The sequence below is a fragment of the Variovorax sp. PDC80 genome, assembly GCF_900115375.1.
GTDB lineage: Bacteria > Pseudomonadota > Gammaproteobacteria > Burkholderiales > Burkholderiaceae_C > Variovorax.
In genome coordinates this window covers 768230-792963 of the sequence record NZ_FOWG01000002.1, presented here as the reverse complement: position 1 = coordinate 792963, position 24734 = coordinate 768230, and the positions used below count along the sequence as shown (strand labels likewise).

The window sequence follows — 24734 nt, the reverse complement described above, 5'->3', positions numbered from 1 at the left end:
GGTGTACGGGCAAGCGAATCTTCATGCCCCGCGAGGCAAGAGGCGACGGCCGCCGGGCTACAATCGGGGGCTTACTCGCAAATCAGCGTCGCCCGGCCGCATTCCACGCCATCTTCCCCTTAAGCAGCAGTCCCAAGGCTTCAAAGCCCTGGATGCCGGGCGACCGTAACCATCCGGAGAACCCAGTGCTTTTGTCTCTCAAGGGAAGTTTCCCGCCCGCCATCCTGGCGCTCGCAGACGGCACGGTCTTTCAAGGCAACTCGATCGGAGCCACCGGCTCCACCGTCGGTGAAGTGGTGTTCAACACCGCGATGACCGGCTACCAGGAAATCCTCACCGACCCGAGCTACTGCCAGCAGATCGTGACGCTCACGTATCCGCACATCGGCAACTACGGCGTCAATCCCGAGGACATCGAAGCCGACAAGATCCATGCCGCGGGCCTCATCATTCGGGACCTGCCGCAGATCGCCTCCAACTTCCGCCATACCGCGACGCTGTCGCAGTACCTGGTGGAAGGCAAGACCGTCGCCATCGCCAACATCGACACCCGCAAGCTGACCCGCCACCTGCGCACGCACGGCGCGCAGAACGGCTGCATCCTGGGACTGGCCGAAGGGGAAGCGGTCACCCAGGCGCTGATCGACAAGGCCATCGCCGCCGCCAAGGCCGCGCCGAGCATGGCCGGCCTCGACCTCGCCAAGGTGGTGTCGGTGCAGCAGACCTACGAGTGGACCGAGACCGAGTGGAAGCTCGCCAACTCGAACGGCAAGCCGGGCTATGGCGTGCAGATCACGCCGCGCTTCCACGTCGTGGCCTTCGACTACGGCGTCAAGAAGAACATTTTGCGCATGATCGCCCAGCGCGGCGCGCGCATCACCGTGGTGCCGGCCCAGACGCCCGCGGCCGACGTGCTCAAGCTCAAGCCGGACGGCATCTTCCTGGCCAACGGTCCCGGCGACCCGGAGCCCTGCGACTACGCGATCAGCGCGGTCAGGGAACTGATCGAAACCGGCATCCCGACCTTCGGGATCTGCCTGGGCCACCAGATCATGGCGCTGGCCTCGGGCGCGAAGACCTTCAAGATGAAGTTCGGCCACCACGGCGCGAACCACCCGGTCAAGGACCTCGACAGCGGCCGCGTCAGCATCACGAGCCAGAACCACGGCTTCGCGGTCGACGAGAAGTCGCTGCCGGCGAACCTGCGTCCCACGCATGTGAGCCTGTTCGACAACACGCTGCAGGGCCTGGCCCGCACCGACAAGCCGGCGTTCTGCTTCCAGGGCCACCCCGAAGCCTCGCCCGGCCCGCACGACATCGGCTACCTGTTCGATCGCTTCACGGCACTCATGGAAAAGAACAATACGGAAAAGACGGAGAAAGAGCATGCCTAAGCGGACAGACCTCAAATCGATCCTCATCATCGGCGCCGGCCCGATCATCATCGGCCAGGCCTGCGAGTTCGACTACTCCGGCGTGCAGGCGTGCAAGGCGCTGCGCGAGGAGGGCTACAAGGTCATCCTGATCAACAGCAACCCCGCGACGATCATGACCGACCCGGCCACGGCCGATGTCACCTACATCGAGCCGATCACCTGGCAGACGGTCGAGAAGATCATCGCCAAGGAACGCCCCGACGCGATCCTGCCGACCATGGGCGGCCAGACCGCGCTGAACTGCGCGCTCGACCTCTGGCGCAACGGCGTGCTCGACAAGTACCAGGGCGCGGCCACGGGCAAGCCGGTCGAGCTGATCGGCGCCACGCCCGAAGCCATCGACAAGGCCGAGGACCGCCTGAAGTTCAAGGACGCGATGACCAAGATCGGTCTCGGGTCGGCGCGCTCGGGCATCGCGCACACGATGGACGAAGCCTGGGCCGTGCAGAAGACGCTCGGCTTCCCGACCGTGATCCGTCCCAGCTTCACGCTCGGCGGCACCGGCGGCGGCATCGCCTACAACCCGGACGAGTTCGAGACCATCTGCAAGCGCGGCATCGAAGCCTCGCCGACCAACGAGCTGCTGATCGAGGAATCGCTGCTCGGCTGGAAAGAGTACGAGATGGAAGTCGTGCGCGACAAGGCCGACAACTGCATCATCGTCTGCTCGATCGAGAACCTCGACCCGATGGGCGTGCACACCGGCGACTCGATCACCGTGGCACCCGCGCAGACGCTGTCCGACAAGGAATACCAGATCCTGCGCAACGCCTCGCTGGCCGTGCTGCGCGAGATCGGCGTCGACACCGGCGGCTCGAACGTGCAGTTCTCGATCAACCCGAAGGACGGCCGCATGGTCGTCATCGAGATGAATCCGCGCGTGTCGCGTTCGTCGGCGCTGGCCTCCAAGGCCACCGGCTTCCCGATCGCCAAGGTCGCGGCCAAGCTGGCCGTGGGCTACACGCTCGACGAGCTGCGCAACGAGATCACCGGCGGCGCCACGCCCGCGTCGTTCGAGCCCTCGATCGACTACGTGGTCACCAAGATTCCGCGTTTCGCCTTCGAGAAATTCCCGCAGGCCGACTCGCGCCTGACGACGCAGATGAAGTCGGTGGGCGAGGTGATGGCCATGGGCCGCACCTTCCAGGAATCGTTCCAGAAGGCCCTGCGCGGCCTCGAGGTGGGCGTCGACGGCCTGAACGAGAAGACGCAGGACCGCGAAGTGCTCGAGAAGGAACTGGGCGAGCCCGGACCCGAGCGCATCTGGTACGTGGGCGATGCCTTCGCGATGGGCCTGAGCGTCGACGAAGTGTTCGCGCTGACCAAGATCGACCCGTGGTTCCTGGTGCAGATCGAGGAGATCGTGAAGATCGAGCTCGAGCTAGAAACCAAGTCGCTCGACGACATCGACAAGGACACGCTGCTCGCGCTGAAGAAGAAGGGCTTCTCCGACCGCCGGCTCGCCAAGCAGCTGAAGACCACGGACACGGCCATTCGCGAGAAGCGCCGCGCCCTGGGCGTGCGCCCGGTCTACAAGCGCGTCGACACCTGCGCGGCCGAGTTCGCGACCAACACCGCCTACATGTACTCGACCTACGAGGACGAGTGCGAGGCCGATCCGACGGACAAGAAGAAGATCATGGTGCTCGGCGGCGGTCCGAACCGCATCGGCCAGGGCATCGAGTTCGACTACTGCTGCGTGCACGCCGCGCTCGCGATGCGCGAGGACGGCTACGAGACGATCATGGTCAACTGCAATCCCGAGACCGTGTCGACCGACTACGACACCTCGGACCGCCTGTACTTCGAGCCGCTCACGCTCGAGGACGTGCTCGAGATCGTCGACAAGGAAAAGCCGGTCGGCGTGATCGTGCAGTACGGCGGCCAGACGCCGCTGAAGCTCGCGCTCGACCTCGAGGCCAACGGCGTGCCGATCATCGGCACCTCGCCCGACATGATCGACGCGGCCGAAGACCGCGAGCGCTTCCAGAAGCTGCTGCACGAACTGCAGCTGCTGCAGCCGCCCAACGCCACCGCGCGCACCGAAGCCGAAGCCCTCGAGAAGGCCGCGGCCCTCGGCTATCCGCTGGTGGTGCGCCCGAGCTACGTGCTCGGCGGCCGTGCAATGGAAATCGTGCACGAGCAGCGCGACCTCGAGCGCTACATGCGCGAGGCGGTCAAGGTCAGCAACGACTCGCCGGTGCTGCTCGACCGCTTCCTCAACGACGCCGTCGAATGCGACGTCGACTGCCTGCGCGACGCCGAGGGCCAGACCCTGATCGGCGGCGTGATGGAGCACATCGAACAGGCCGGCGTGCACTCGGGCGACTCCGCCTGCTCGCTGCCGCCCTACAGCCTGTCGGCCGAGACCGTGGCCGAGCTCAAGCGCCAGAGCGCCGCGATGGCCAAAGCACTGAACGTGGTCGGCCTGATGAACGTGCAGTTCGCGATCCAGCAGAAGGACGGCAAGGACGCGATCTACGTGCTCGAAGTCAATCCGCGCGCTTCGCGCACCGTGCCCTACGTCAGCAAGGCCACCGGCATCCAGCTCGCCAAGGTGGCGGCACGCTGCATGGCGGGCCAATCGCTCGCGTCGCAGGGCGTGACGAAGGAAGTCACGCCGCCGTACTTCAGCGTGAAGGAGGCCGTGTTCCCGTTCGTCAAGTTCCCGGGCGTGGACACCATCCTCGGCCCCGAGATGAAGTCGACCGGCGAGGTGATGGGCGTGGGCAAGACCTTCGGCGAGGCCTTCGTGAAGTCGCAGCTCGGCGCCGGCACGCACCTGCCGAAGTCGGGCAAGGTCTTCATCTCGGTGAAGAACAACGACAAGACGCGCGCGGTCGAAGTCGCGCGCGGCCTGTCGCAGCTCGGTTTCGTGCTGATCGCGACCAAGGGCACGGCCGCGGCCATCAATGCAGCGGGCATCGAATGCGCGACGGTGAACAAGGTGACCGAAGGCCGTCCGCACATCGTGGACATGATCAAGAACAACGAGATCGCGCTGGTCATCAACACGGTCGAGGAACGCCGCAACGCGATCACCGACTCGCGCCAGATCCGCACCTCGGCGCTGCTGGCGCGCGTGACCACCTTCACCACGATCTTCGGTGCCGAAGCCGCGGTCGAAGGCATGCGCTACATGGACGACCTCGACGTGATCTCGGTGCAGGAGATGCACGCGCAGCTGGCCACGGCCTGAGCCTCGCCATGGAAACGCAGCTCGTCGAACTGGCGCTGAACGACTGGAGCGCGGCCACGCCCAACGAGGCGTGGATCGCGGAACTCGAGGCCGGCAAGGTGCTGTACTTTCCGCGGCTGGGCTTCGAGCTGCTGCCGCAGGAACGCGCGCTGCTCACGCCTGCGCTGCTGTCGCCCGACGTGCGCAACATCAGCCTCGATGCCAACGGCAAGCTCAAAGGCGCCGTGGGCGACGAGGCGGTGCAACGGCTTGCGGCCGGCATGGTCGGGCGCTTTCGCGCACAGGCGCAGCAGCTCATCCATGGGCTGCTGCCGCACTACGTGCCCGCGCTGCGGCTCGCGCCCACCAGCTACCGCCCGGCGCAGGTCGAGACGCGCGTGCAGTCGTGGCGCGCCGACGACCGGCGGCTGCACGTTGACGCCTTTCCCTCGCGGCCCAACTACGGCGAGCGCATCCTGCGCGTGTTCACCAACGTCAATCCCGATGGCGCGCCGCGCGTGTGGCGCGTGGGCGAGCCCTTCGAGGACATCGCGCGCCGCTTCCTGCCACGCGCCAAGCCCTATGCGCGCTGGCAGGCCAGGCTGCTGCAGGCGCTGCACGTGACCAAGTCCTTCCGCAGCGAATACGACCACCTGATGCTGCAGCTGCACGACGGCATGAAGTCGGACCTCGACTACCAGAAGACCTCGCCGCAGGAGAACGCCGAGTTCCCGCCCGGCTCGGTCTGGGTGTGCTTCTCCGACCAGACCTCGCACGCGGTGATGGCCGGGCAGTACATGCTCGAACAGACCCTGCACCTGGACGCGGCGAAGCAATACAATCCCGCTTCGAGCCCGCTCGCCATCCTGAGCCGGCTGACCGGACGACCTCTCGTTTGAGAGCCTTCCCCCATCGACCGCCGAACGGCAGCGTTCGGCGGTTTCGCTTTATGGAGAACGATATATGGCGACAACCATCCCCATCACCAAGCGCGGCGCGGAGAAGCTGCGCGACGAACTGCGCCGCCTCAAGACGGTGGAGCGGCCCGCGATCATCAATGCCATCGCCGAGGCACGCGCCCAGGGCGACATCAGCGAAAACGCCGAGTACGAAGTCGCCAAGGACCGCCAGGGCTTCATTGAGGGCCGCATCATCGAGATCGAGGGCAAGCTCTCGGCCGCGCAGGTGATCGACCCGACCGAGCTCGATGCCGGCGGCAAGGTGGTGTTCGCCTCGACGGTCGAGCTCGAGGAAGAGGACAGCGGCGATCCGGTCAAGTACCAGATCGTGGGCGAGGACGAAGCCGACCTGAAGCAGGGCCTGATCAACGTGTCGAGCCCGATCGCGCGCGCGCTGATCGGCAAGGAAGAGGGCGACAGCGTCGAGGTGCAGACGCCCGGTGGCCTCAAGCGCTACGAGATCGTGGCGGTCAGCTACCTCTGAGCGGCATCGCGATGAAAGACCGTGTCGCGCTGATGCTGGCCGCCCTCTGGTGGGGCAGCCTCACGACCATCGGCTTTCTCGTCGTGCCGATGCTGTTCGCGCGGCTCGGCAATCCCTCGGTGGCGGGCAACTTCGCGGCGCAGTTGTTCGAGGCCCAGAGCTGGATCGCGCTGCTGTGCGGACTCATCCTGCTGATCCATTTCCGCGCCAAGGCCGACGACGGCATGACCCCGCCGGTGCTGACGGCCCTGTTCCTGGTGCTGGCCGCCATGCTGCTCGCGCTGCTGCAGCAGTACGCCGTGGCGCCGCGCATCGTGGCGCGCGACAACCTCAAGCTCTGGCACTCGGTGGGCAGCGGGATGTACCTGGTGCAGTGGCTGTGTACCAGCGTGCTGCTCTGGCGCATGAGCGGCGGCCAGCGGCCGCGCTGAGGCCAGGAAGGACCTATTCGGTCCAGTGCTCGGCGACCCAGTGCGCCGGGCGGATGTAGCGAAAGCGTCGGTTGCGCCGGCCGGCCAGCGCATCGGGCGGGTTGACCTCGCCGTGAAACACCATGATCCGCGCGTCCTGCGGCACGAACGGCGCCTTCCAGTAGTTGGAGGGCCAGGCCGGGATGCCGTGGTACTTGAAGCTCGGGCACCAGCCGTCGGGCCAGTAGGCCAGCTTGCCCTGCTTGTGCAGCACGTCGGACAGGTAGGTCTGTTCGTTGCGGTACTCGGCCTGGACCTTGTCGAGGTTGGCGCGGAAATAGCCGAGCACGTCGGCGTGCGCGCCGAGTTCGAAGCGGTAGACCGACGAGTTGCCGGTGATGCGGCCGCGCCGCCAGAAGCGGTCGTAGTCGCGGATGATGAGGAAGTCGCCGGGGTGCTCGAAGAAGGCATCGAGGCTGCCGACGATCACCACGTCGAGGTCGAGGAAGAGGGCGGTGCCGCGCAGTCCGTGCAGGTCGGCCTCGAAGGTCGTCAGCTTCTTCCAGGCGCCGTCGCGCTGGCCCGGCGCCAGGTGCAGGTTCAGCGGCGGGATCGGCAGGCAGCTGACCTCGGGCCGCACGCCCTGGCCGTCGTCGGTCAGGCAGACGAAGCGGAAATCGCCGCTCAGGTGGCGGCGCACCATGGCGTAGAGGCGGTTGACGTACTCGGGGCCGTACTTGGTGCCCCACTTCATGCAGAGGATGTGGCGCGTGGCGCCCTGTGCTGGCGCCAAGCTCAGTCCGCCTGGTTGCGCTTCTTGGCCGACAGCGGCCGCTTGGCCTTGGCGCGCTTGATCGTGCCGCCGGGCGTGAGCCGCTGGTTGCCGAGCACGCGCAGGGTCTTGATCTCGGGGCGCTGGCCGCCGCGCTTGCTGTACTTGACGATCTTCACGTCGCGCGGGCCGGGCATGCGGTCCTCGTCGACGACGCGTTCCTTCTCGGGCTTCGGACGCCACAGCACCAGCAGCTTGCCGATGTGCTGGATCGGGGCGGCATCGAGCTCGTCGGCCAGCTCCTGCAGCATCGCTTCGCGCGCGGCGCGGTCGTCGGAGAAGACGCGCACCTTGATGAGGCCGTGGGCCTTGAGGGCCGCATCGGCCTCTTTCTTCACGGCAGGGGTGAGCCCGTCGCCACCGACCATGACGATCGGATCCAGGTGGTGAGCTTCGGCGCGGTGCACCTTGCGCTCGGCAGGGGTAAGTTGAATGGCGGGCATCCCCGTATTATCGGACGTAGATCAGCACCTCCACGAGCCGAGCCGCCGACCCCCGAAGAAACCGGGGCCCGGCACCCAGGCCAATCCATGAGCACCAAGGCGAAGCCCAACAAAGTCAACAAGGCGTGGTTGCACGACCACATCAACGATCCCTACGTGAAACTGGCCACGAAGGAGGGCTACCGCGCCCGCGCGGCCTACAAGCTCAAGGAAATCGACGAGGCGCTGGGCCTCATCAAGCCCGGTCAGCTGGTGGTCGACCTCGGATCGGCGCCCGGCGCCTGGAGCCAGTACGTGCGCCGGCGCATGTCGCCGGGCGGGGCCGCCACGGGGGCGCTCGAGGGCACCATCGTGGCGATCGACATCCTGCCGATGGAGCCGATCGAGGACGTGAACTTCCTGCAGGGCGACTTCCGCGAGGACAGCGTGCTGGCGCAGCTCACCGAGGCGCTCGGCGGCCGGAAGGCCGACGTGGTGGTGTCGGACATGGCGCCCAACCTCTCGGGCATCGAGTCGGCCGACGCGGCGCGGATCGCCCACCTGATCGAGCTGGCCATCGATTTCTCGCAGCACCACCTCAAGCCCGAGGGGGCGCTGGTGGCCAAGCTGTTCCACGGCAGCGGCTACGACCAGCTCGTGAAGCTGTTCAAGGCCCATTTCCGCATCGTGAAGCCGTTCAAACCGAAGGCTTCGCGCGACCGATCGTCCGAGACCTTCATGGTCGGAATCGGCCTGAAAACCGGCGTCTGATACGCGTTGATACCGAAAACCGCCCAAACCCTTGTCAGGCTATGGCTGCTTTAGGGAAATCCGAGCTTTTCGCAGCTTGAAAAGCCTAAAATGGGGCGCAACTGCGTACCCAAGCGCGTATTTTCATCTTCCCGTCACGCGCTTTCGACTGGAGCTTCGTTTGAACAATCAGTGGTTTTCCAAGGTTGCCGTCTGGCTTGTCATCGCGATGGTGTTGTTCACTGTGTTCAAGCAGTTCGACACCCGCGGCGCCGCCGGCGCAGGCAATATCGGTTATTCGGACTTCCTCGAGGAAGTCCGCGGCAACCGCATCAAGAGCGCCACGATCCAGGAAGGCCAGGGCGGCAGCGAGATCGTCGCGATCACCAACGACGACCGCAAGATCCGCACTACGGCCACCTACCTCGACCGCGGCCTGGTCGGCGACCTGATCGCCAACAACGTCAAGTTCGACGTCAAGCCGCGTGAAGAGGGCTCCCTGCTCATGACCTTGCTGGTCAGCTGGGGCCCGATGCTGCTGCTGATCGGCGTGTGGGTCTACTTCATGCGACAGATGCAAGGCGGCGGCAAGGGCGGTGCCTTCAGCTTCGGCAAGAGCAAGGCGCGCATGATGGACGAGAACAACAACACCGTCACCTTCGCCGACGTCGCGGGCTGCGACGAGGCCAAGGAAGAGGTGCGCGAAGTCGTCGACTTCCTCAAGGACCCGCAGCGCTTCCAGAAACTCGGCGGCCGCATTCCCCGCGGCCTGCTGCTGGTCGGCCCGCCCGGCACCGGCAAGACCCTGCTGGCCAAGTCGATCGCCGGCGAAGCCAAGGTCCCGTTCTTCTCGATCTCGGGTTCCGACTTCGTCGAAATGTTCGTCGGCGTGGGCGCGGCCCGCGTGCGCGACATGTTCGAGAACGCCAAGAAGAACGCGCCCTGCATCATCTTCATCGACGAAATCGATGCGGTGGGCCGCCAGCGCGGTGCCGGCCTCGGCGGCGGCAACGACGAGCGCGAGCAGACCCTCAACCAGATGCTGGTCGAGATGGACGGCTTCGAAACCAACCTCGGCGTGATCGTCGTGGCCGCGACCAACCGTCCCGACATCCTCGACGCCGCGCTGCTGCGTCCGGGCCGTTTCGACCGCCAGGTCTATGTCACGCTGCCCGACATCCGCGGCCGCGAACAGATCCTCGGCGTGCACATGCGCAAGGTCCCGCTGGGCCAGGACGTGAACCCGAGCGTGATCGCGCGCGGCACGCCCGGCATGTCGGGTGCCGACCTGGCCAACCTCTGCAATGAAGCCGCCTTGATGGCCGCCCGCCGCAATGCGCGCGTGGTCGAGATGCAGGACTTCGAGAAGGCCAAGGACAAGATCTTCATGGGCCCCGAGCGCAAGAGCATGGTCATGCCCGAGGAAGAGCGCCGCAACACGGCCTACCACGAGTCCGGCCACGCCCTCATCGGCAAGCTGCTGCCCAAGTGCGACCCGGTCCACAAGGTCACGATCATTCCACGCGGCCGCGCCCTCGGCGTGACCATGAGCCTGCCAGCGCAGGACCGCTACAGCTACGACCGCGAGTACATGCTGAACCAGATCAGCATGCTGTTCGGTGGCCGCATCGCCGAGGAAGTGTTCATGCACCAGATGACCACTGGCGCGAGCAACGACTTCGAACGTGCCACCAACCTGGCGCGCGACATGGTCATGAAGTACGGCATGAGCGATGCGCTCGGCCCGATGGTCTATGCCGAGAACGAAGGCGAAGTGTTCCTGGGCCGCTCGGTCACCAAGACCACCAACATGAGCGAGCAGACCATGGAAAAGGTCGACTCCGAGGTGCGCCGCATCATCGACGACCAGTACGCGCTGGCGCGTCGCCTGATCGAAGAGAACAGCGACAAGATGCATGCGATGGCCAAGGCCTTGCTCGAATGGGAAACCATCGACTCCGAGCAACTCGACGACATCATGGCCGGCAAGGAGCCGCGCCCGCCCAAGGACTGGACGCCGCGCACGCCCCCCTCGGGCAGCAACGGTGGCGGCAACGGCGGCACGCCGGCCGTGAATCCGGAACCTTCGCCGACCGCCGCCTGAGAAGTGCGTCTGGCATCAAACAGCAACGGGGCCTCAGGCCCCGTTTTCCATGTTCGGGCCGTCGCAGCCGCATGACGACGCTCCCAACCATGTCCGCCTGGCAGACCTCCCGCTTCACGATCGACCTCGCGCAGCCGCGCGTGATGGGCATCGTGAACGTCACGCCCGACTCCTTCTCCGACGGCGGCGCCCATGCCTCCACCGCGGCCGCGCTGCGCCACTGCGAGCAGTTGCTGGAGGAGGGCGCCGACATCCTCGACATCGGCGGCGAATCCACCCGGCCCGGCAGTCCCGCCGTGCCGCTGGAGGCCGAACTGGCGCGCGTGCTGCCGGTGGTGCGCGAGGCGGTGAAGCTCAACGTACCGGTCTCCATCGACACCTACAAGCCCGAGGTCATGCGCGCGGTGCTCGATCTCGGCGCGGACATCGTCAACGACATCTGGGCGCTGCGCCAGCCCGGCGCGCGCGAGGCGGTCGCCGCGCATCCGTCGTGCGGCATCTGCCTGATGCACATGCACCGCGATCCGCAGACCATGCTGGCCGCGCCGATGGACGGCGAGGTCGTGCCGCAGGTGCTGGACTTCTGGCGCACGCAGCTCGACGCCCTGGCCGTGCTCGGCATTGCGCCCGAACGCATCACGCTCGACCCCGGCATCGGCTTCGGCAAGACCGTGGCGCAGAATTTCGCGCTGCTCGAACGGCAGCGCGAGTTGCTCGGCGCTGGCCATCCGCTGCTGCTGGGCTGGTCGCGCAAGTCCTCGATCGGCGCCGTCACCGGCATCGAGCAGGCCGCGCAGCGCACGGTGCCCAGCGTGGCAGCCGCCGTGCTCGCGGTCGATCATGGTGCTGCCATCGTGCGCGTGCACGATGTGCGCGACACGGTTGCCGCGCTCGCGGTCTGGCGCGCGATGAAGGCCGCCGCATAGCCATCGGATCGCCACGGCAGCCGGGCCAGGTTTCCCCAGAAATATTCCTTCAAACATCCAAAGCAAAGACAAGAACATGACTCGCAAGTACTTCGGCACCGATGGCATCCGTGGCACCGTCGGTCGTTCGCCGATCACCGCCGACTTCGTGCTGCGCCTCGCGCATGCGGTGGGGCGCGTGCTCAAGAAGACCGAGGCCCGGCCCACCGTGCTGATCGGCAAGGACACCCGCATCTCGGGCTACATGCTCGAGTCGGCGCTCGAATCGGGCTTCAACTCGGCCGGCGTCGACGTGGTGCTGCTCGGCCCGCTGCCGACCCCAGGCGTGGCCTACCTCACGCGCGCGCAGCGCGCCAGCCTCGGCGTGGTGATCAGCGCGAGCCACAACGCCTACCCCGACAACGGCATCAAGTTCTTCAGCGCGCAGGGCACCAAGCTCAGCGACGAGTGGGAGCTCGCGGTGGAAGCCGCGCTCGAGGAAGACCCGGTATGGGCCGAGTCGGCCGGCCTGGGCAAGGCGCGCCGCCTCAACGACGCGGCCGGCCGCTACATCGAGTTCTGCAAGAGCACCTTCGTCAACGACCTCACCTTGCGCGGCCTGAAGCTGGTGGTCGACGCGGCCCATGGCGCGGCCTACCAGGTGGCGCCCGACGTGTTCCACGAGCTGGGTGCCGAGGTGCAGAGCATCGGCTGCACGCCGGACGGCCTCAACATCAACGACGGCTTCGGCGCCACGCACCCCGAAGCCCTGATCGCCGCCGTGACGGCCCAGAAGGCCGACTACGGCATCGCGCTCGATGGCGATGCCGACCGGCTTCAGCTTGTCGATGCCAGTGGTCGCCTCTTCAACGGCGACGAGCTGCTCTACCTGATGGTGGCCGAGCGCATCGCGCGCGGCAACAAGCCGGCCGGCGTGGTCGGCACCTTGATGACCAACAAGGCGGTCGAGGTGGCGCTGCGCGGGCAGGGCATCGAGTTCGTGCGCGCCAAGGTCGGCGACCGCTATGTACTCGAAGAGCTCGAGAAGCACGGCTGGCTGCTGGGCGGCGAGGGCTCGGGCCACCTGCTGGCGCTCGACTGCCACACCACCGGCGACGGCATCGTGAGCGCGCTGCAGGTGCTGCAGGCCTGCGTGCGCAGCGGCAAGAGCGTGGCGCAGCTGCTCGACGGCGTGACGCTGTTCCCGCAGACGCTGATCAACGTGCGCCTGGCGCCCGGCCAGAACTGGAAGGACAACGCGGCCCTGGCCAGCGAAACGAAGCGCATCGAGGCCGAGCTCGGCGACGCCGGCCGCGTGCTGATCCGTGCCAGCGGCACCGAGCCGCTGCTGCGCGTGATGGTCGAGGCACGCGACGCGCAGGTGGCCGAGGCCAGCGCCAAGCGCCTCGTGGCCACGGTGGAAGGCGCGAAGTGACGATCGAGGTCGTGCTCGCCGACTACCGCGACGCCGCGCAGGCCGCGGCGCTCGTCGAACTGCTCGACGGCTATGCGCGCGATCCGGCCGGTGGCGGCACGCCCCTGAGCGCGCAGGTGCGCGCCGACCTGCCGGCCGCGCTCGCGGCCCGGCCGCAGGCCTTCAGCGTGCTCGCCTACGACGACGGCCAACCGGTCGGACTGATCAACTGCGTGGAAGGCTTCTCGACCTTCGCCTGCCGCCCGCTGGTGAATGTGCACGACGTGGTCGTGGCGCCCAGCCACCGCGGCCAGCGGCTCGCGCAGCACATGCTCGAAAAGGTGGAGCAGGAGGCCCGCGCGCGCGGCGCCTGCAAGCTCACGCTCGAGGTGCTGTCGGGCAACGTGTCCGCGCGCAAGGCCTACGAGCGCGAAGGCTTCGCCGACTACCAGCTCGACCCGGCCTTCGGCAGCGCGCTGTTCATGCAGAAGAAGCTCTGAGCCTTCTTCACGGGCAGCAGAAAGAAAGGGCGCGAAGATCGCGCCCTTTGCTTTTGGGGAAGCGCTCGCTCAGAAGCGCGTGACCGGCATCTCCGCCTCGGCCTTGCCCGGCGCGTACTTGCCCAGCTCCCACTTGGCGATCGCGTTGCGGTGCACTTCGTCCGGACCGTCGGCGAAGCGCAGCGTGCGCGCGCCGGCATAGGCGTAGGCGAGCGGGAAGTCGTCGCACATGCCGCCGCCGCCATGCACCTGCATGGCCCAGTCGATCACCTGGCAGGCCATCGAAGGCGCCACCACCTTGATCATCGCGATCTCGTTCTTCGCGACCTTGTTGCCGGCCACGTCCATGAGCCAGGCGGCCTTGAGCGTGAGCAGGCGGGCCATGTCGATCTTGCAGCGCGCCTCGGCGATGCGTTCCTGCGTCACGGTCTGCGAGGCCACGGTCTTGCCGAAGGCCACGCGCGACGAAGCGCGGCGGCACATCAGCTCGAGCGCGCGCTCGGCCAGGCCGATCAGGCGCATGCAGTGGTGGATGCGTCCGGGGCCGAGGCGGCCCTGGGCGATCTCGAAGCCGCGGCCTTCGCCGAGCAGGATGTTGTCGACCGGCACGCGCACGTTCTCGAAGTACATCTCGACGTGGCCGTGCGGCGCGTCGTCGTAGCCCATCACGTTGAGCGGGCGCACGATGCGGATGCCCTTGGCATCGGCCGGCACGATCACCATGCTCTGCTGCGAATGCTTGGGTGCCTCGGGGTCGCTTTTGCCCATGGTGATGAACACGGCGCAGCGCGGATCGGCGGCGCCCGAGATCCACCACTTGTGGCCGTTGATGACGTACTCGTCGCCTTCGCGCGTGATGCGCGTCGAGATGTTGGTCGCGTCGCTCGAGGCCACGTCGGGCTCGGTCATCGCGAAGGCCGAGCGGATCTGGCCCTCGAGCAGCGGCTTGAGCCAGCGTGCCTTGATGGCGTCGGAGCCGTAGCGCGCGATGGTCTCCATGTTGCCGGTGTCGGGCGCGGAGCAGTTGAAGGCTTCAGACGCCCATGGCACCCGGCCCATGATCTCGGCCAGCGGCGCGTATTCCTGGTTGGTGAGGCCGGCGCCGTCATAGCCCGAGGCGGCCGCGCTGTCGACCGGCAGGAACAGGTTCCACAGGCCCTGGGCCTTGGCCTTGTCCTTGAGCTTCTCGACGGTCTTGAGCGCGGTCCAGCGCTTGCCGGCTGCCGTATTGGCGGCGAGTTCGGCGCTGTATTCGGCTTCGGCGGGATAGATGTGCTCGTCCATGAAGGCGCTGACGCGCTTCTGGAGGTCTTTGGTCTTGGCCGAGTATTCGAAATCCATGGGGGTCTCCGTTGGGGGTGAAGGGCGGGCGGCTTGGGTGGTGCCTAGCCGCCGGTACGGCCGTGTGCGCACAGGGTGCGTTGTGCGTTTCGTGAGCGCACGAGCGGGCCGGGCCTCCCCCGCGAGGGGCGGCGGATCACATGCCGGGGGGCGACGTGAAAGGCCGGGAGGCTCATGCTCGCTGCGCGAATTGCCAGGCCATTTCGGCCATGGGACGGGCACCGCGGCCCGAGGCCACGGCTTGCTCGCTCGATGCGGTGCCGGCCTCGACCCGCTTGGCAATGCCTTGCAGGATCGCGGCCATGCGGAACAGGTTGTAGGCCTGGTAGAAGTTCCAGTCGGGCGCCAGCGCCTCGGGCGTGGTGAGGCCGGTGCGCTCGCAGTACTTGCGGATGTATTCGCTCTCGGTCGGGATGCCCAGGCTCGCGTGGTCGAGGCCCGCGATGCCGCGGAAGGTCGCGCCCGAGATGTGCCAGGACATGCAGTGGTAGCTGAAGTCTGCCAGCGGATGGCCCAGCGTCGACAGCTCCCAGTCGAGCACCGCGATCGCGCGCGGCTCGGTGGCGTGGAACATCAGGTTGTCGAGCCGGAAGTCGCCATGCACGATCGAGGTCATGTTCTCGTCGCGCGCGCTCGCGGGCATGTGCGCCGGCAGCCACTCCATGAGCTTGTCCATCTCGGGGATGGGCTGCGTGATCGAGGCCACGTACTGCTTGCTCCAGCGGCCGATCTGGCGCTCGAAGTAGTTGCCGGGCTTGCCGTAGTCGGCGAGACCGCGCTCGGCGTACTTCACCGTGTGCAGCGCCGCGATCACGCGGTTCATCTCGTCGTAGATGGCGCCGCGCTCGGCATTGCCCATGCCCGGCAGCGACTGGTCCCAGAGCACGCGGCCCTGCATGAACTCCATCACGTAGAAGGCGCGGCCGATCACGGCCTCGTCCTCGCACAGGCAGTGCATGCGCGGCACGGGCACGTCGGTGCCGGCGAGGCCGCTCATCACCTTGAACTCGCGCTCCACCGCATGGGCGGAGGGCAGCAGCTTGGCGACCGGGCCGGGCTTGGCGCGCATCACGTAGCTCTGCGTGGGCGTGACCAGCTTGTAGGTCGGGTTGGACTGGCCGCCCTTGAACATCTCGACCGTGAGCGGACCCTTGAAGCCCTCGAGGTTCTTCTCGAGCCAGGCCGATAGCGCGTCGACGTCGAAGGCGTGCTGCTGCGACACCGCGCGGGTGCCGACGAAGTTCGAAAAATCCTGGCTCATGCTATCGATCCGATTCCGAGACGCGCATCAATGCCGCGCGATCGAGCACCACCAGTCCGGCCGGCTCGATGCGGATGATGTCCTCGCGTTCCATGGTCTTGAGTTCTTGATTCACGCGCTGGCGCGAAGCGCCCAGCAGCTGCGCGAGTTCTTCCTGCGCCAGCTGCAGGCCGATGCGCATCTGGCTGCCGTCGTCCAGGTTGGGCACGCCGTAGCTGCGCACCAGGTGGATGAGCTGCTTGGCGAGCCGCGCGCGCAGCGGCAATGTGTTGAGGTCTTCCACCAGCCCGAACAGCGTGCGGATGCGCCGTGCCTGCAGGCGCATCAGCGCCTCGTAGAGCTCGACGTGCGCGGCCAGGATCTTCTGGAAGTCGGCGCGCGCCACGCACAGGATGGTGCTGTCGCCATGCGCATAGGCATCGTGCGTGCGCCGGTCCCCGTCGAACATCGCCACGTCGCCGAACCAGATGCCCGGCTCCACGTAGGTCAGCGTCACCTGCTTGCCCGAGACGGCCGTGGAGCTCACGCGCACCGCGCCCCTGGCACAGGCGATCCAGTGCTCGGGCGGATCGCCGCGCGCGGCGATCAGGTCGCCGTCCTTGTACCGTCTGACGAATGCGCATCGGAGGATGTCGTGCCTGAGCGAAGGGGAGAGGGAAGAGAACCAGCGACCACTGTTGATCGCTTCACGTTCTTCGATGGTAAGAATGGGGTCGTCCATGGTCTGTCCTGTCGGCGACTGAAAGGCGTAGGGTTGTCACGGGAGCGACGCGAAGCGCCGCCGCCCGTCACGCGTACTCACTCGTACTGGGGCTTCTTCTTCTCGAGGAAAGCGGCGATGCCGATGCCGGCATTGGCGTGGTGCAGGTTGCGCACGAAGTGGTCGCGCTCCTGGCTCAACTGCGACGAGAGCGTGGCACCGCGGCCTTCGCTCAGCAGTTCCTTGATGCTCGCGAGCGAGTTGGGCGCACGTTCGTTGAGCTTGGCGGCCAGCGCGAGCGCACCGGCCAGGGCCTGGCCCGGATCGCTCAGCGTGTTCACGAGGCCCAGCGCATGCAGGCGCTCGGCGCCGATGCGCTCGCCGTTCATCAGCCATTCGCTCGCGAGCTGCCGCGGCAGCATCTGTGCGAGATGCCAGCTCAGTCCGCCGTCGGGCGACAACGCGACGTTGCTGTACGAGGCGGCGAACACCGCGTCGCGCGCGGCCACCACGAAGTCGCAGGCCAGCGCGAGCGAGAAGCCCGCGCCCGCGGCCGGGCCCTCGACGGCCGCGATCACCGGCTTCGGAAAGGTGCGGATCGAATCGATCCAGTTGTGCAGCCCCTCGATGCTCTCGGCCTGTACCGAGCGCTCGCGCTGCCGGTTGGCCTGCAGCCGCTGCAGCGAACCGCCGGCGCAGAACCACGGGCCTTCGCCCACGATGACCACGCTGCGGATCTCGCTGCTGTTCTCGGCGCCGTTGAGCGCCTCGATGCCCGCGGCATAGATCTCGGGACCGAGCGCATTGCGCTGGCTGGGATTGGCGATCGTCAGCACCATGGTGCGACCTTCGCTCGTGCTCTTGAGTTCGGCGGTCATGTCGCGGCTCACTCTTCCTCGTGCAGCAGGCTCAGGCCCAGCGCGCCGCGGCGGCGCAGCCACGGGCTCGGGCGATAGCGCGGATCGCCGTAGACGGTCTGCATGTTGAACAGTACCTCGAGCATGTTGGTGGGGCCGTAGAGGTTGCCCATGGCCAGCGGGCCGCGCGGATAGCCGAGTCCGAGCTGCACCGCGGTCTCGAGGTCGCCCGGCGTGCACACGCGCTGCTGGCACATGTCGGCCGCGATGTTGACGATGGTGCCGATCACGCGCTGCGTGACGAAGCCGCCGCTGTCGCGGATCACGCTCACGGCCTTGCCGTCGCGCGCGAACAGGGCATGCGCGGCGTCGCGCATGTCGCGCCGGGTGGCCGGGTTGGTGGCGAGCACGCGGCGCTTGCTGGCGGCGTCGTCGATCAGCATGTCGATGCCGACGGTGCGCGTGGCGTCGAGGCGGTCGACGGCCGCGACCGTGGTCACGTCGAAGCCCAGCGGCGCGACCAGGATCAGCGACTGCGGCGCGGCGGAGGCGCCGCTGTCGATCTGCGCGCCCAGCGTGTTGACCAGACGCAGCAGTTCGGCGCGGCGCGCGGCGCGCGGCGAGACCCACACCGCGGGCAGCGTCTCGAGCTTCGGCGCCGGTGCCTCGGGAGCCTGCTGCATCGCGCCGTCCTCGTAGCGATAGAAGCCTTCGCCGGTCTTGCGGCCCAGCGCGCCGGCTGCGAGGCGCTGCGCGGTGATCACGCTCGGGCGGTAGCGCGGCTCGTCGTAGTACTGGCGGTAGATCGATTCCATCACCGGATGCGAGACGTCGAGCGCGGTCAGGTCCAGCAGCTCGAAGGGGCCGAGGCGGAAGCCCGCCTGCTCGCGCAGGATGCGGTCGACGGTCACGAAGTCGGCCACGCCTTCGCCCACGATGCGCAGCGCCTCGGTGCCGTAGCCGCGGCCGGCGTGGTTGACGATGAAGCCGGGCGTGTCCTGTGCCTGCACCGCGCTGTGGCCCATCTGCGCGGCATAGCCCGCGAGCCGGCTGCAGACCTCGGGCGCGGTCTTGAAGCCGGCCACCACCTCGACCACCTTCATCAGCGGCACCGGGTTGAAGAAGTGGAAGCCGGCGAAGCGCTCGGGGTGCTCGAGGCCGGACGCGATCGCGGTCACGGAGAGCGAGGAGGTGTTGGTGGCCAGCGTGGCGCCGGGCGTGACGATGGCTTCGAGTTCGGCGAACAGCTTGCGCTTGACCTCGAGGTTCTCGACCACGGCCTCGATCACGAGGTCGCAGCCGGCCAGCGCTTGCGCCGACTCGGCGATCCGTACGCGCGCGATCTGGGCGTCGCGCGTGGCCTCGTCGATGCGGCCCTTCTCGTGCAGCTTGTTCCATTGGGCGACGATGGCATCGCGCCCGCGCGCCGCGGCGCCCTCGAAGCTGTCGAGCAGCAGCACCTCGCTGCCGGCCTGGGCCGCGATCTGGGCGATGCCGCGGCCCATGGCACCGGCGCCGACGACGCCGATCCGGGTGTAGTTCACTGTCATGTGTGGCTGGGTTTTTTCAAAGGTTGAGAGGTATCGGGCGGGCCGCTGGCGCGTGCGCGCACGCCGGCCGCTGCAGCAGCGATTTTGCAGTCTGGCGGGAGAAGGGTTTCCCCGGTGTTTCTCGGGGAGGCATGCGGGCGCCGGCGCGACGGGGTTTCGCCGCGCCGTTCAGGCCGGCCGGCGGCTGCGGTCGATGCTCACGCTGAGCACCATGGCGACCAGCAGCAGCGCGAGCCCGACCCAGCTCATCCAGTGCATGGCGTCGCGCGCGAGCAGCCAGCCGCCGAGCGCGGCGCCGAAGGCCTGGCCGATGTAGATGGCCGAGCTGTTGAGCGCCACCGAGCCCGGCGCCAGCGCGGGCGCGAGGCCCACCAGCCGTGCCTGCTGGGCCGAGTTGGTCGAGAAGCAGCCCAGTCCCCAGGGAGAGACCACCACCGCGATCCAGAACAGGCTGTCCGCCAGCGGCCAGAGCGCCAGGCTCAATGCGATCAGGCCCGTGGTCGCCAGCACCATGCGACCGGCACCCGCGCGGTCGATGATGCGGCTCACGACCATGTTGCCCAGCAGGCCGCAGACGCCGAACCAGCCCCACATCAGGCTCAGCGCCGTGGCATCGGCGCCGAAGCGCTGCTTGAGGATCGGGCCGAAGTAGCTGAACAGCACGAACTGGCCCGCGCCTTGCAGCGCGGTGATCGACACGATACCCATCAGCACCGGGCTGCGCAGCACGCGGGCCCAGGCCGCGGCCGTGAGCGCAGCCGGCCGGATACCGCCGGGCAGCGTGAGCCATACCGAGACCGCGCTCACGACGCTGAGCGCCGAGATCGCGAGGAAGGCCGCGCGCCAGCCGAAATGGCCGCCGATCAGCGCGCCGATGGGCAGGCCCAGCACCGAGGCCATCGACCAGCCGAGGAAGACGAAGGTGACCGCGCGCCCGCGCTGCTCGGGCGGCACCAGCATGCCGGCGCAGGCGGCGGCCTGGGGCGTGAAGATGGCCGGTGCGATCACCGCGAGCATGCGCACGGGCAGCAGGGCGCCGAAGCTCGGCATGAAGACCGACACCGCGTGCCAGGCCGCGTACCAGAGCATCGTGAGGGCCAGCAGCCGACGCCGGTCCCAGCCGGCCACCGCGGCCGCGAGCAACGGTGCGCCGAGGCAGGTGACGAAGGCCGCGGCCGTGATCAGTTGCCCCGCGGTGGCGGCACTGACCTCGAGCGAAACACTGATTTCATTGAGCGTGCCCGGCACCACCATCACCCCGGTGCCGATCACGAAGTTGCCGGCGAGCAGCGCCCAGAGTGCGCCCCTCGGCGCCGGCTGGCTCACGGCTTCACCGCCGGACCTGCAACGCGCCGGGGTTGACGATGTTGGTGGGGTTGCCCTTGATGAAGCTCACGACGTTGTCGAAGGCCTGGCCGAAGTACATCTCGTAGCTCTCCTGCTCCACGTAGCCGATATGCGGCGTGCAGATGCAGTTCTCGAGGCGCAGCAGCGCATGGCCCTGCAGCGGCGGCTCGCTCTCGAACACGTCGATCGCCGCCAGGCCGGGGCGGCCGCGGTTGAGCGCGGCGAGCAGCGCATCGGGCTCGACCAGCTCGGCACGCGAGGTGTTGACGAACAACGAGGTCGGCTTCATGCGCGAGAGGTCCTCGAGCGTGATCAGGCCGGTGGTTTCGTCGTTGAGCCGCAGGTGCACGGACAGCACATCGGCCATCGCGAAGAACTCCTGGCGGCTCTGCGCCACCTGGAAGCCGTCGGAGCGCGCCTTGGCGCAACTCGCCTCGCGGCCCCAGATCACGACCTGCATGCCGAAGGCCTGGCCGTAGCGCGCCACGAGCTGGCCGATGCGGCCATAGCCCCAGACGCAGAGCGTCTTGCCCTTGAGCACCGAGCCGAGCCCGAAATTGGGCGGCATCGAGGCCGACTTGAGTCCCGACTGCTGCCAGGCGCCGTGCTTGAGGTTGCTGATGTACTGGGGCAGCCGGCGCATCGCCGACATGATCAGTGCCCAGGTCAGTTCGGCCGGCGCCTGCGGCGAGCCCGAGCCCTCGGCCACCGCCACGCCACGCTCGGTGCACGCGGCCACGTCGATGTGGCTGCTGACGCGGCCCGTCTGCGAGATCAGCTTGAGCTTGGGGAGTTTCTCGATCAGCTGGCGCGAGATCTGGCTACGCTCGCGGATCAGGACGATCACGTCGGCGTCTTTGAGTCGCACCGAGAGTTGACCGATGCCCTTGACGGTGTTGGTGTAGACCTTGGCTGCGTAGGCATCGAGCTTCGAAGCACAGTGCAGCTTGCGCACCGCATCCTGGTAATCGTCGAGGATCACAATATTCATGGCATGCCATTGTGCCTCGCAGCATGGAATCGGCGCGCCGTTGAACGTTTGGATACGGCCCCTGGGCCCCGAAAGGGGTGAAAACGGGGGCAAAGGCAGGAGAAGCAGGGGCAAAGGCGGGCAAAGGGGCGAGGTCGGCACCGCCTTCCCGACAGGGTGTGAACAAACCGGCTGCTATGGTTTCTTCACACCCCTGAGCCTAGACCTCGCGCGTCCACGCAATCGAGCGACCGCGTGAAACGCCGAGGCCGGCGCCCTCAGTGCAGGTGCACGGGGCGGGGCGACGCGGCGGCGGTTTCGAGTGCCTCGAGCGCGGCGAGGCGGTCGAGTTCAGCGCACACATCCGCCATCCGGCCCGAAATCACCACGCGGTTGCTGTTGCGCGCGCCGCCCTGCTGGCGGTCGACGACGCGCACCACTCGCAGCGGACGCGACGGCGCCTGGGCGACGGCTGCGGCCGTGACGGCGTTCTGTCCGCTGTCACCGCGTGCCGTGCACGACGGCCGTACCGCGACATAGCGCAGCTCGCTGGCACACAGGTCGTCATCGCGACGGTGTGCGGGGCGGGCGGGCAACCAGCGGCTCGCGAGCGACTGCAGCGGCATCCAAAGATCGACGAAGGTGAGGAGGGCGATTCCCATGTGAACTCCAAGAAGGTTTGAGGTTGAACACAGGCAGGATTCGTTGTCATCGGGCGCAGCAGGGTGATGGCGACAAAGCGCCATACGCCCGCCACCTGCGGCGACCGGATGGGGGATGCGTGATGCGGATCCGCGAAGCGGCTCGGCGATGCAGACCGCCGGGCCGGCTCGGCAGGCCTACATCAGCATGGTGTTTCGGATCAGGCCGACCGCGAGGCCTTCGATTTCGAAGGGCTCGCCGGGTTGGACCACGATGGTCGGGTAGTCGGGGTTCTCGGCATGGAGCTCGATCACCTGCTTGTTGCGCTTGAGGCGCTTGACGGTCACTTCGTCGCCGAGGCGCGCCACCACGATCTGGCCGTTGCGCGCTTCCTTGGTGGCCTGCACGGCGAGCAGGTCGCCGTCCATGATGCCGGCGTCGCGCATCGACATGCCGCGCACCTTGAGCAGGTAGTCGGGCTGGCGCTGGAACAGCGTGTTCTCGACGTAGTAGGTCTGGTCGACATGCTCCTGCGCGAGGATCGGCGAACCGGCCGCGACGCGGCCGATGAGCGGCAGCGCGAGTTGCGCCATGCCGGGCAGCGACAGCGAGAACTGGCTGTTGCGCGATTCGGCCAGTGAGCGCAGTGCATCGCCCTTGAGGCGGATGCCGCGCGAGGTACCGCTCACGAGCTCGATGACGCCCTTGCGGGCCAGCGCCTGCAGGTGTTCCTCGGCGGCATTGGCGGAGCGAAAGCCCAGCTCGCTCGCGATTTCGGCACGAGTGGGCGGCGCCCCGGTACGGGCAATGGCGCTCTGGATCAGATCGAGGATCTGCTGCTGGCGGGCGGTAAGCTTCACGGCGAACTGCATGGTGGTTCCTTGCGGCACTGGCTGAACATCCAGTACCTGTATTTTTAACCAGTTTTTCAAAGTTGGCAAGTCATGGTGACTTCATCCCTTTCGAATCCGCGGCGCGTGGTGGTGCTCGGCACCGGCGGCACCATCTCGGGCCGCGCGACGAACAGCGGCGACAACATCGGCTACACCGCCGGCGAGGTTGGCGTGGCCGACCTGCTCGGCGGAATCGAAGCGCCCGTAGGCGTGACGCTGGCGGCGGAGCAGGTGGCGCAGATCGACAGCAAGGACATGTCCTTCGCGATCTGGCGTGCGCTGGCGCTGCGCTGCGCCCACTGGCTGGCGCAGCCCGACGTGGCTGGCGTGGTGATCACCCACGGCACCGACACGCTCGAGGAGACCGCCTTCTTCCTCCAGAGGGTGCTGGCGCCGCGCAAGCCCATCGTGCTGACCTGCGCCATGCGCCCGGCCTCCGCGCTGTCGCCCGACGGTCCGCAGAACGTGCGCGATGCGATTGCCGTGGCCGCGACGCCGGGCGCGCAGGGCGTGACCGCGGTATGCGCGGGCACGGTGCTCGGTGCCTTCGACGTGCAGAAGGTGCACACCTATCGGCTCGATGCCTTCGACGCGGGCGACGCGGGGCCGGTGGGCTACGTGGAGGAGGGCGAGGTACGGCGCGTGCGCGACTGGCCGGCTTCGGAAGCAGGCGCAGCCCTCGGCCGTCTTCCCGAGGACGAGGCCGCATGGCCGCGCGTGGAGATCGTGATGAGCCACGCGGGCGCGAGCGGCGCGTTGATCCATGCGCTGCGTGCCGATGGCACGACGGCGTCGCCTCTGCGTGGCCTCGTGCTGGCGACCACCGGCAACGGCACGCTGCACCATGCGCTCGAGGTGGCCGCGCTCGAGGCGCAAGAGGCCGGCATCGCGGTGCTGCGCGCCACCCGCTGCACGCAAGGGCGCATCCTGCCCAAACCGGGTGACCGCCTGCGCGATGCGGGCGCGCTGACACCCGTCAAGGCGCGCATCGCGCTGACGCTCGAGTTGCTCTGAAGGTCGGGCGCCAAAGAAAAAGCCGCGTCGCGGGCCTCGAGGCCCGCACGCGGCTTGCGATTCGAGTCGGGGATCAGCTGCTCAGTGCGGCCAGTGCACGTTGCGTGATCTCTTCGACCGTGCCCACGCCCTGGATGGCGCGGTACTTCGGCGCGGCGGCCGGATCGGTCTTGGCCCAGGCCGAGTAGTAGTCGACCAGCGGACGCGTCTGCTGGCTGTAGACGTCGAGCCGCGTGCGCACGGTCTCTTCTTCGTCGTCCTTGCGCTGGATCAGTTCCTCGCCGGTCAGGTCGTCCTTGCCTTCGACCTTGGGCGGGTTGAACTTGAGGTGGTAGGTGCGTCCCGAGGCCGGGTGCGAGCGGCGGCCGCTCATGCGTTCGATGATGTCGCTGAAAGGCACGTCGATCTCGAGCACGTAGTCGAGCTTGACGCCCGCGGCCTTCATCGCGTCGGCCTGCGGAATGGTGCGCGGGAAGCCATCGAACAGGAAGCCTTCGGCGCAGTCGGGCTGGGCGATGCGTTCCTTCACGAGATTGATGATGAGGTCGTCGCTGACCAGCGCACCCGCATCCATCACGGCCTTGGCCTGCAGGCCCAGCGGGGTGCCGGCCTTGACGGCGGCGCGCAGCATGTCGCCGGTGGAAATCTGCGGAATGCCGTACTTCTGGCAAATGAAGGCCGCCTGCGTGCCTTTGCCCGCCCCGGGCGCGCCCAACAAAATCAGTCTCATGGTGTCCTCGGAGGGTTCTTGGATTTGTGTCACGT

General features: G+C 67.6%; 23 protein-coding genes. 11 read left to right on the top strand and 12 right to left on the bottom strand.

Annotation, left to right across the window (positions count from 1 at the left end; all coding sequences use genetic code 11):
• The first annotated feature begins 185 nt into the window (after window positions 1-185).
• The 5 genes from carA (at window position 186) to BM109_RS09180 (ending at window position 6488) form a co-directional block, all read left to right on the top strand.
• The gene (carA, locus tag BM109_RS09200) at window positions 186-1394 is read left to right on the top strand and encodes a glutamine-hydrolyzing carbamoyl-phosphate synthase small subunit (RefSeq protein WP_093342253.1); all 1209 of its coding nucleotides are present in this window, start codon (window positions 186-188) and stop codon (window positions 1392-1394) included.
• Entirely contained in the window at window positions 1387-4635 is a 3249-nt protein-coding gene (carB, locus tag BM109_RS09195; RefSeq protein WP_093342252.1) for a carbamoyl-phosphate synthase large subunit, read from the top strand. The genes carA and carB overlap by 8 nt, the downstream gene beginning before the upstream one ends.
• An 8-nt stretch (window positions 4636-4643) precedes the next feature.
• Entirely contained in the window at window positions 4644-5513 is an 870-nt protein-coding gene (locus BM109_RS09190) for a Kdo hydroxylase KdoO (protein ID WP_093342250.1), read from the top strand.
• Between the two features lie 64 nt (window positions 5514-5577).
• The gene (greA, locus tag BM109_RS09185; RefSeq protein WP_057591673.1) at window positions 5578-6057 is read left to right on the top strand and encodes a transcription elongation factor GreA; all 480 of its coding nucleotides are present in this window, start codon (window positions 5578-5580) and stop codon (window positions 6055-6057) included.
• Window positions 6058-6068: 11 nt separating this feature from the next.
• Window positions 6069-6488, top strand: a complete 420-nt coding sequence (locus BM109_RS09180; protein ID WP_093342249.1) for a DUF4149 domain-containing protein — start codon at window positions 6069-6071, stop codon at window positions 6486-6488.
• 13 nt (window positions 6489-6501) lie between these two features.
• Here BM109_RS09180 and BM109_RS09175 read toward each other — a convergent pair whose 3' ends face one another.
• Both BM109_RS09175 and BM109_RS09170 read right to left on the bottom strand, forming a co-directional pair.
• Entirely contained in the window at window positions 6502-7260 is a 759-nt protein-coding gene (locus BM109_RS09175) for a glycosyltransferase (RefSeq protein ID WP_093342248.1), read from the bottom strand.
• A 2-nt stretch (window positions 7261-7262) separates the two neighbouring features.
• Entirely contained in the window at window positions 7263-7742 is a 480-nt protein-coding gene (locus tag BM109_RS09170) for a YhbY family RNA-binding protein (RefSeq protein WP_093342246.1), read from the bottom strand.
• 87 nt (window positions 7743-7829) lie between these two features.
• On the opposite strand from BM109_RS09170, the gene BM109_RS09165 reads away from it, so the two are divergent.
• The 5 genes from BM109_RS09165 to BM109_RS09145 all read left to right on the top strand — a co-directional run bounded on the left by BM109_RS09165 (window position 7830) and on the right by BM109_RS09145 (window position 13394).
• The gene (locus tag BM109_RS09165; protein WP_093342245.1) at window positions 7830-8492 is read left to right on the top strand and encodes an RlmE family RNA methyltransferase; all 663 of its coding nucleotides are present in this window, start codon (window positions 7830-7832) and stop codon (window positions 8490-8492) included.
• A gap of 160 nt (window positions 8493-8652) precedes the next feature.
• Window positions 8653-10575, top strand: a complete 1923-nt coding sequence (gene ftsH / locus BM109_RS09160) for an ATP-dependent zinc metalloprotease FtsH (RefSeq protein WP_057591678.1) — start codon at window positions 8653-8655, stop codon at window positions 10573-10575.
• 89 nt (window positions 10576-10664) lie between these two features.
• Window positions 10665-11501: a dihydropteroate synthase gene (gene folP, locus BM109_RS09155; protein WP_093342243.1), complete on the top strand. Its 837-nt coding sequence runs from the start codon at window positions 10665-10667 to the stop codon at window positions 11499-11501.
• 76 nt (window positions 11502-11577) lie between these two features.
• Window positions 11578-12915: a phosphoglucosamine mutase gene (gene glmM / locus BM109_RS09150; RefSeq protein WP_093342242.1), complete on the top strand. Its 1338-nt coding sequence runs from the start codon at window positions 11578-11580 to the stop codon at window positions 12913-12915.
• Window positions 12912-13394: a GNAT family N-acetyltransferase gene (locus tag BM109_RS09145; protein WP_093342240.1), complete on the top strand. Its 483-nt coding sequence runs from the start codon at window positions 12912-12914 to the stop codon at window positions 13392-13394. The genes glmM and BM109_RS09145 overlap by 4 nt, the downstream gene beginning before the upstream one ends.
• A gap of 69 nt (window positions 13395-13463) precedes the next feature.
• On the opposite strand, the gene BM109_RS09140 is transcribed toward BM109_RS09145, so the two are convergent.
• The 9 genes from BM109_RS09140 to lexA all read right to left on the bottom strand — a co-directional run bounded on the left by BM109_RS09140 (window position 13464) and on the right by lexA (window position 22934).
• Window positions 13464-14735, bottom strand: a complete 1272-nt coding sequence (locus tag BM109_RS09140; protein WP_093342238.1) for an acyl-CoA dehydrogenase family protein — start codon at window positions 14733-14735, stop codon at window positions 13464-13466.
• Between the two features lie 172 nt (window positions 14736-14907).
• Window positions 14908-15996 carry a phosphotransferase gene (locus tag BM109_RS09135; RefSeq protein ID WP_093342237.1) on the bottom strand — a complete coding sequence of 363 codons (1089 nt, stop codon included), beginning with the start codon at window positions 15994-15996 and terminating at the stop codon, window positions 14908-14910.
• Window position 15997: 1 nt separating this feature from the next.
• Window positions 15998-16717 (bottom strand): Crp/Fnr family transcriptional regulator, encoded by a 720-nt coding sequence (locus tag BM109_RS09130; protein ID WP_093342235.1) that lies wholly within the window; start codon window positions 16715-16717, stop codon window positions 15998-16000.
• Between the two features lie 77 nt (window positions 16718-16794).
• Window positions 16795-17574, bottom strand: a complete 780-nt coding sequence (locus BM109_RS09125; protein WP_057596382.1) for an oxepin-CoA hydrolase, alternative type — start codon at window positions 17572-17574, stop codon at window positions 16795-16797.
• Between the two features lie 8 nt (window positions 17575-17582).
• Window positions 17583-19103, bottom strand: coding sequence for a 3-hydroxyacyl-CoA dehydrogenase (locus tag BM109_RS09120; protein ID WP_093342234.1), 1521 nt, complete (start codon window positions 19101-19103; stop codon window positions 17583-17585).
• Between the two features lie 168 nt (window positions 19104-19271).
• Complete coding sequence (locus BM109_RS09115) at window positions 19272-20429, bottom strand: MFS transporter (RefSeq protein WP_093342232.1); 1158 nt, start codon at window positions 20427-20429, stop codon at window positions 19272-19274.
• 4 nt (window positions 20430-20433) lie between these two features.
• Window positions 20434-21441, bottom strand: a complete 1008-nt coding sequence (locus tag BM109_RS09110) for a D-2-hydroxyacid dehydrogenase family protein (RefSeq protein ID WP_093342231.1) — start codon at window positions 21439-21441, stop codon at window positions 20434-20436.
• 257 nt (window positions 21442-21698) lie between these two features.
• A complete protein-coding gene (locus BM109_RS09105) occupies window positions 21699-22082 on the bottom strand; it encodes a hypothetical protein (protein ID WP_093342229.1) in 384 nt (127 codons plus the stop codon).
• A gap of 177 nt (window positions 22083-22259) precedes the next feature.
• A complete protein-coding gene (lexA, locus tag BM109_RS09100; protein ID WP_057596370.1) occupies window positions 22260-22934 on the bottom strand; it encodes a transcriptional repressor LexA in 675 nt (224 codons plus the stop codon).
• 72 nt (window positions 22935-23006) lie between these two features.
• On the opposite strand from lexA, the gene BM109_RS09095 reads away from it, so the two are divergent.
• On the top strand, window positions 23007-23969 hold the full coding sequence (locus tag BM109_RS09095; RefSeq protein WP_093342228.1) for an asparaginase: 963 nt from the start codon (window positions 23007-23009) through the stop codon (window positions 23967-23969).
• Window positions 23970-24042: 73 nt separating this feature from the next.
• On the opposite strand, the gene adk is transcribed toward BM109_RS09095, so the two are convergent.
• Window positions 24043-24699: an adenylate kinase gene (adk, locus tag BM109_RS09090; protein ID WP_093342226.1), complete on the bottom strand. Its 657-nt coding sequence runs from the start codon at window positions 24697-24699 to the stop codon at window positions 24043-24045.
• Between the last annotated feature and the right edge of the window lie 35 nt (window positions 24700-24734).

What these genes read in the sequence shown, in the direction of transcription:
- carB (WP_093342252.1), top strand. Translation starts at nt 1,387, where the DNA reads ATGCCTAAGCGGACAGACCTCAAATCGATCCTCATCATCGGCGCCGGC.
- BM109_RS09190 (WP_093342250.1), top strand. Translation starts at nt 4,644, where the DNA reads ATGGAAACGCAGCTCGTCGAACTGGCGCTGAACGACTGGAGCGCGGCC.
- greA (WP_057591673.1), top strand. Translation starts at nt 5,578, where the DNA reads ATGGCGACAACCATCCCCATCACCAAGCGCGGCGCGGAGAAGCTGCGC.
- BM109_RS09180 (WP_093342249.1), top strand. Translation starts at nt 6,069, where the DNA reads ATGAAAGACCGTGTCGCGCTGATGCTGGCCGCCCTCTGGTGGGGCAGC.
- BM109_RS09170 (WP_093342246.1), bottom strand. Translation starts at nt 7,742, where the DNA reads ATGCCCGCCATTCAACTTACCCCTGCCGAGCGCAAGGTGCACCGCGCC.
- BM109_RS09165 (WP_093342245.1), top strand. Translation starts at nt 7,830, where the DNA reads ATGAGCACCAAGGCGAAGCCCAACAAAGTCAACAAGGCGTGGTTGCAC.
- folP (WP_093342243.1), top strand. Translation starts at nt 10,665, where the DNA reads ATGTCCGCCTGGCAGACCTCCCGCTTCACGATCGACCTCGCGCAGCCG.
- glmM (WP_093342242.1), top strand. Translation starts at nt 11,578, where the DNA reads ATGACTCGCAAGTACTTCGGCACCGATGGCATCCGTGGCACCGTCGGT.
- BM109_RS09140 (WP_093342238.1), bottom strand. Translation starts at nt 14,735, where the DNA reads ATGGATTTCGAATACTCGGCCAAGACCAAAGACCTCCAGAAGCGCGTC.
- BM109_RS09135 (WP_093342237.1), bottom strand. Translation starts at nt 15,996, where the DNA reads ATGAGCCAGGATTTTTCGAACTTCGTCGGCACCCGCGCGGTGTCGCAG.
- BM109_RS09130 (WP_093342235.1), bottom strand. Translation starts at nt 16,717, where the DNA reads ATGGACGACCCCATTCTTACCATCGAAGAACGTGAAGCGATCAACAGT.
- BM109_RS09125 (WP_057596382.1), bottom strand. Translation starts at nt 17,574, where the DNA reads ATGACCGCCGAACTCAAGAGCACGAGCGAAGGTCGCACCATGGTGCTG.
- BM109_RS09120 (WP_093342234.1), bottom strand. Translation starts at nt 19,103, where the DNA reads ATGACAGTGAACTACACCCGGATCGGCGTCGTCGGCGCCGGTGCCATG.
- BM109_RS09110 (WP_093342231.1), bottom strand. Translation starts at nt 21,441, where the DNA reads ATGAATATTGTGATCCTCGACGATTACCAGGATGCGGTGCGCAAGCTG.
- BM109_RS09105 (WP_093342229.1), bottom strand. Translation starts at nt 22,082, where the DNA reads ATGGGAATCGCCCTCCTCACCTTCGTCGATCTTTGGATGCCGCTGCAG.
- lexA (WP_057596370.1), bottom strand. Translation starts at nt 22,934, where the DNA reads ATGCAGTTCGCCGTGAAGCTTACCGCCCGCCAGCAGCAGATCCTCGAT.
- BM109_RS09095 (WP_093342228.1), top strand. Translation starts at nt 23,007, where the DNA reads ATGGTGACTTCATCCCTTTCGAATCCGCGGCGCGTGGTGGTGCTCGGC.
- adk (WP_093342226.1), bottom strand. Translation starts at nt 24,699, where the DNA reads ATGAGACTGATTTTGTTGGGCGCGCCCGGGGCGGGCAAAGGCACGCAG.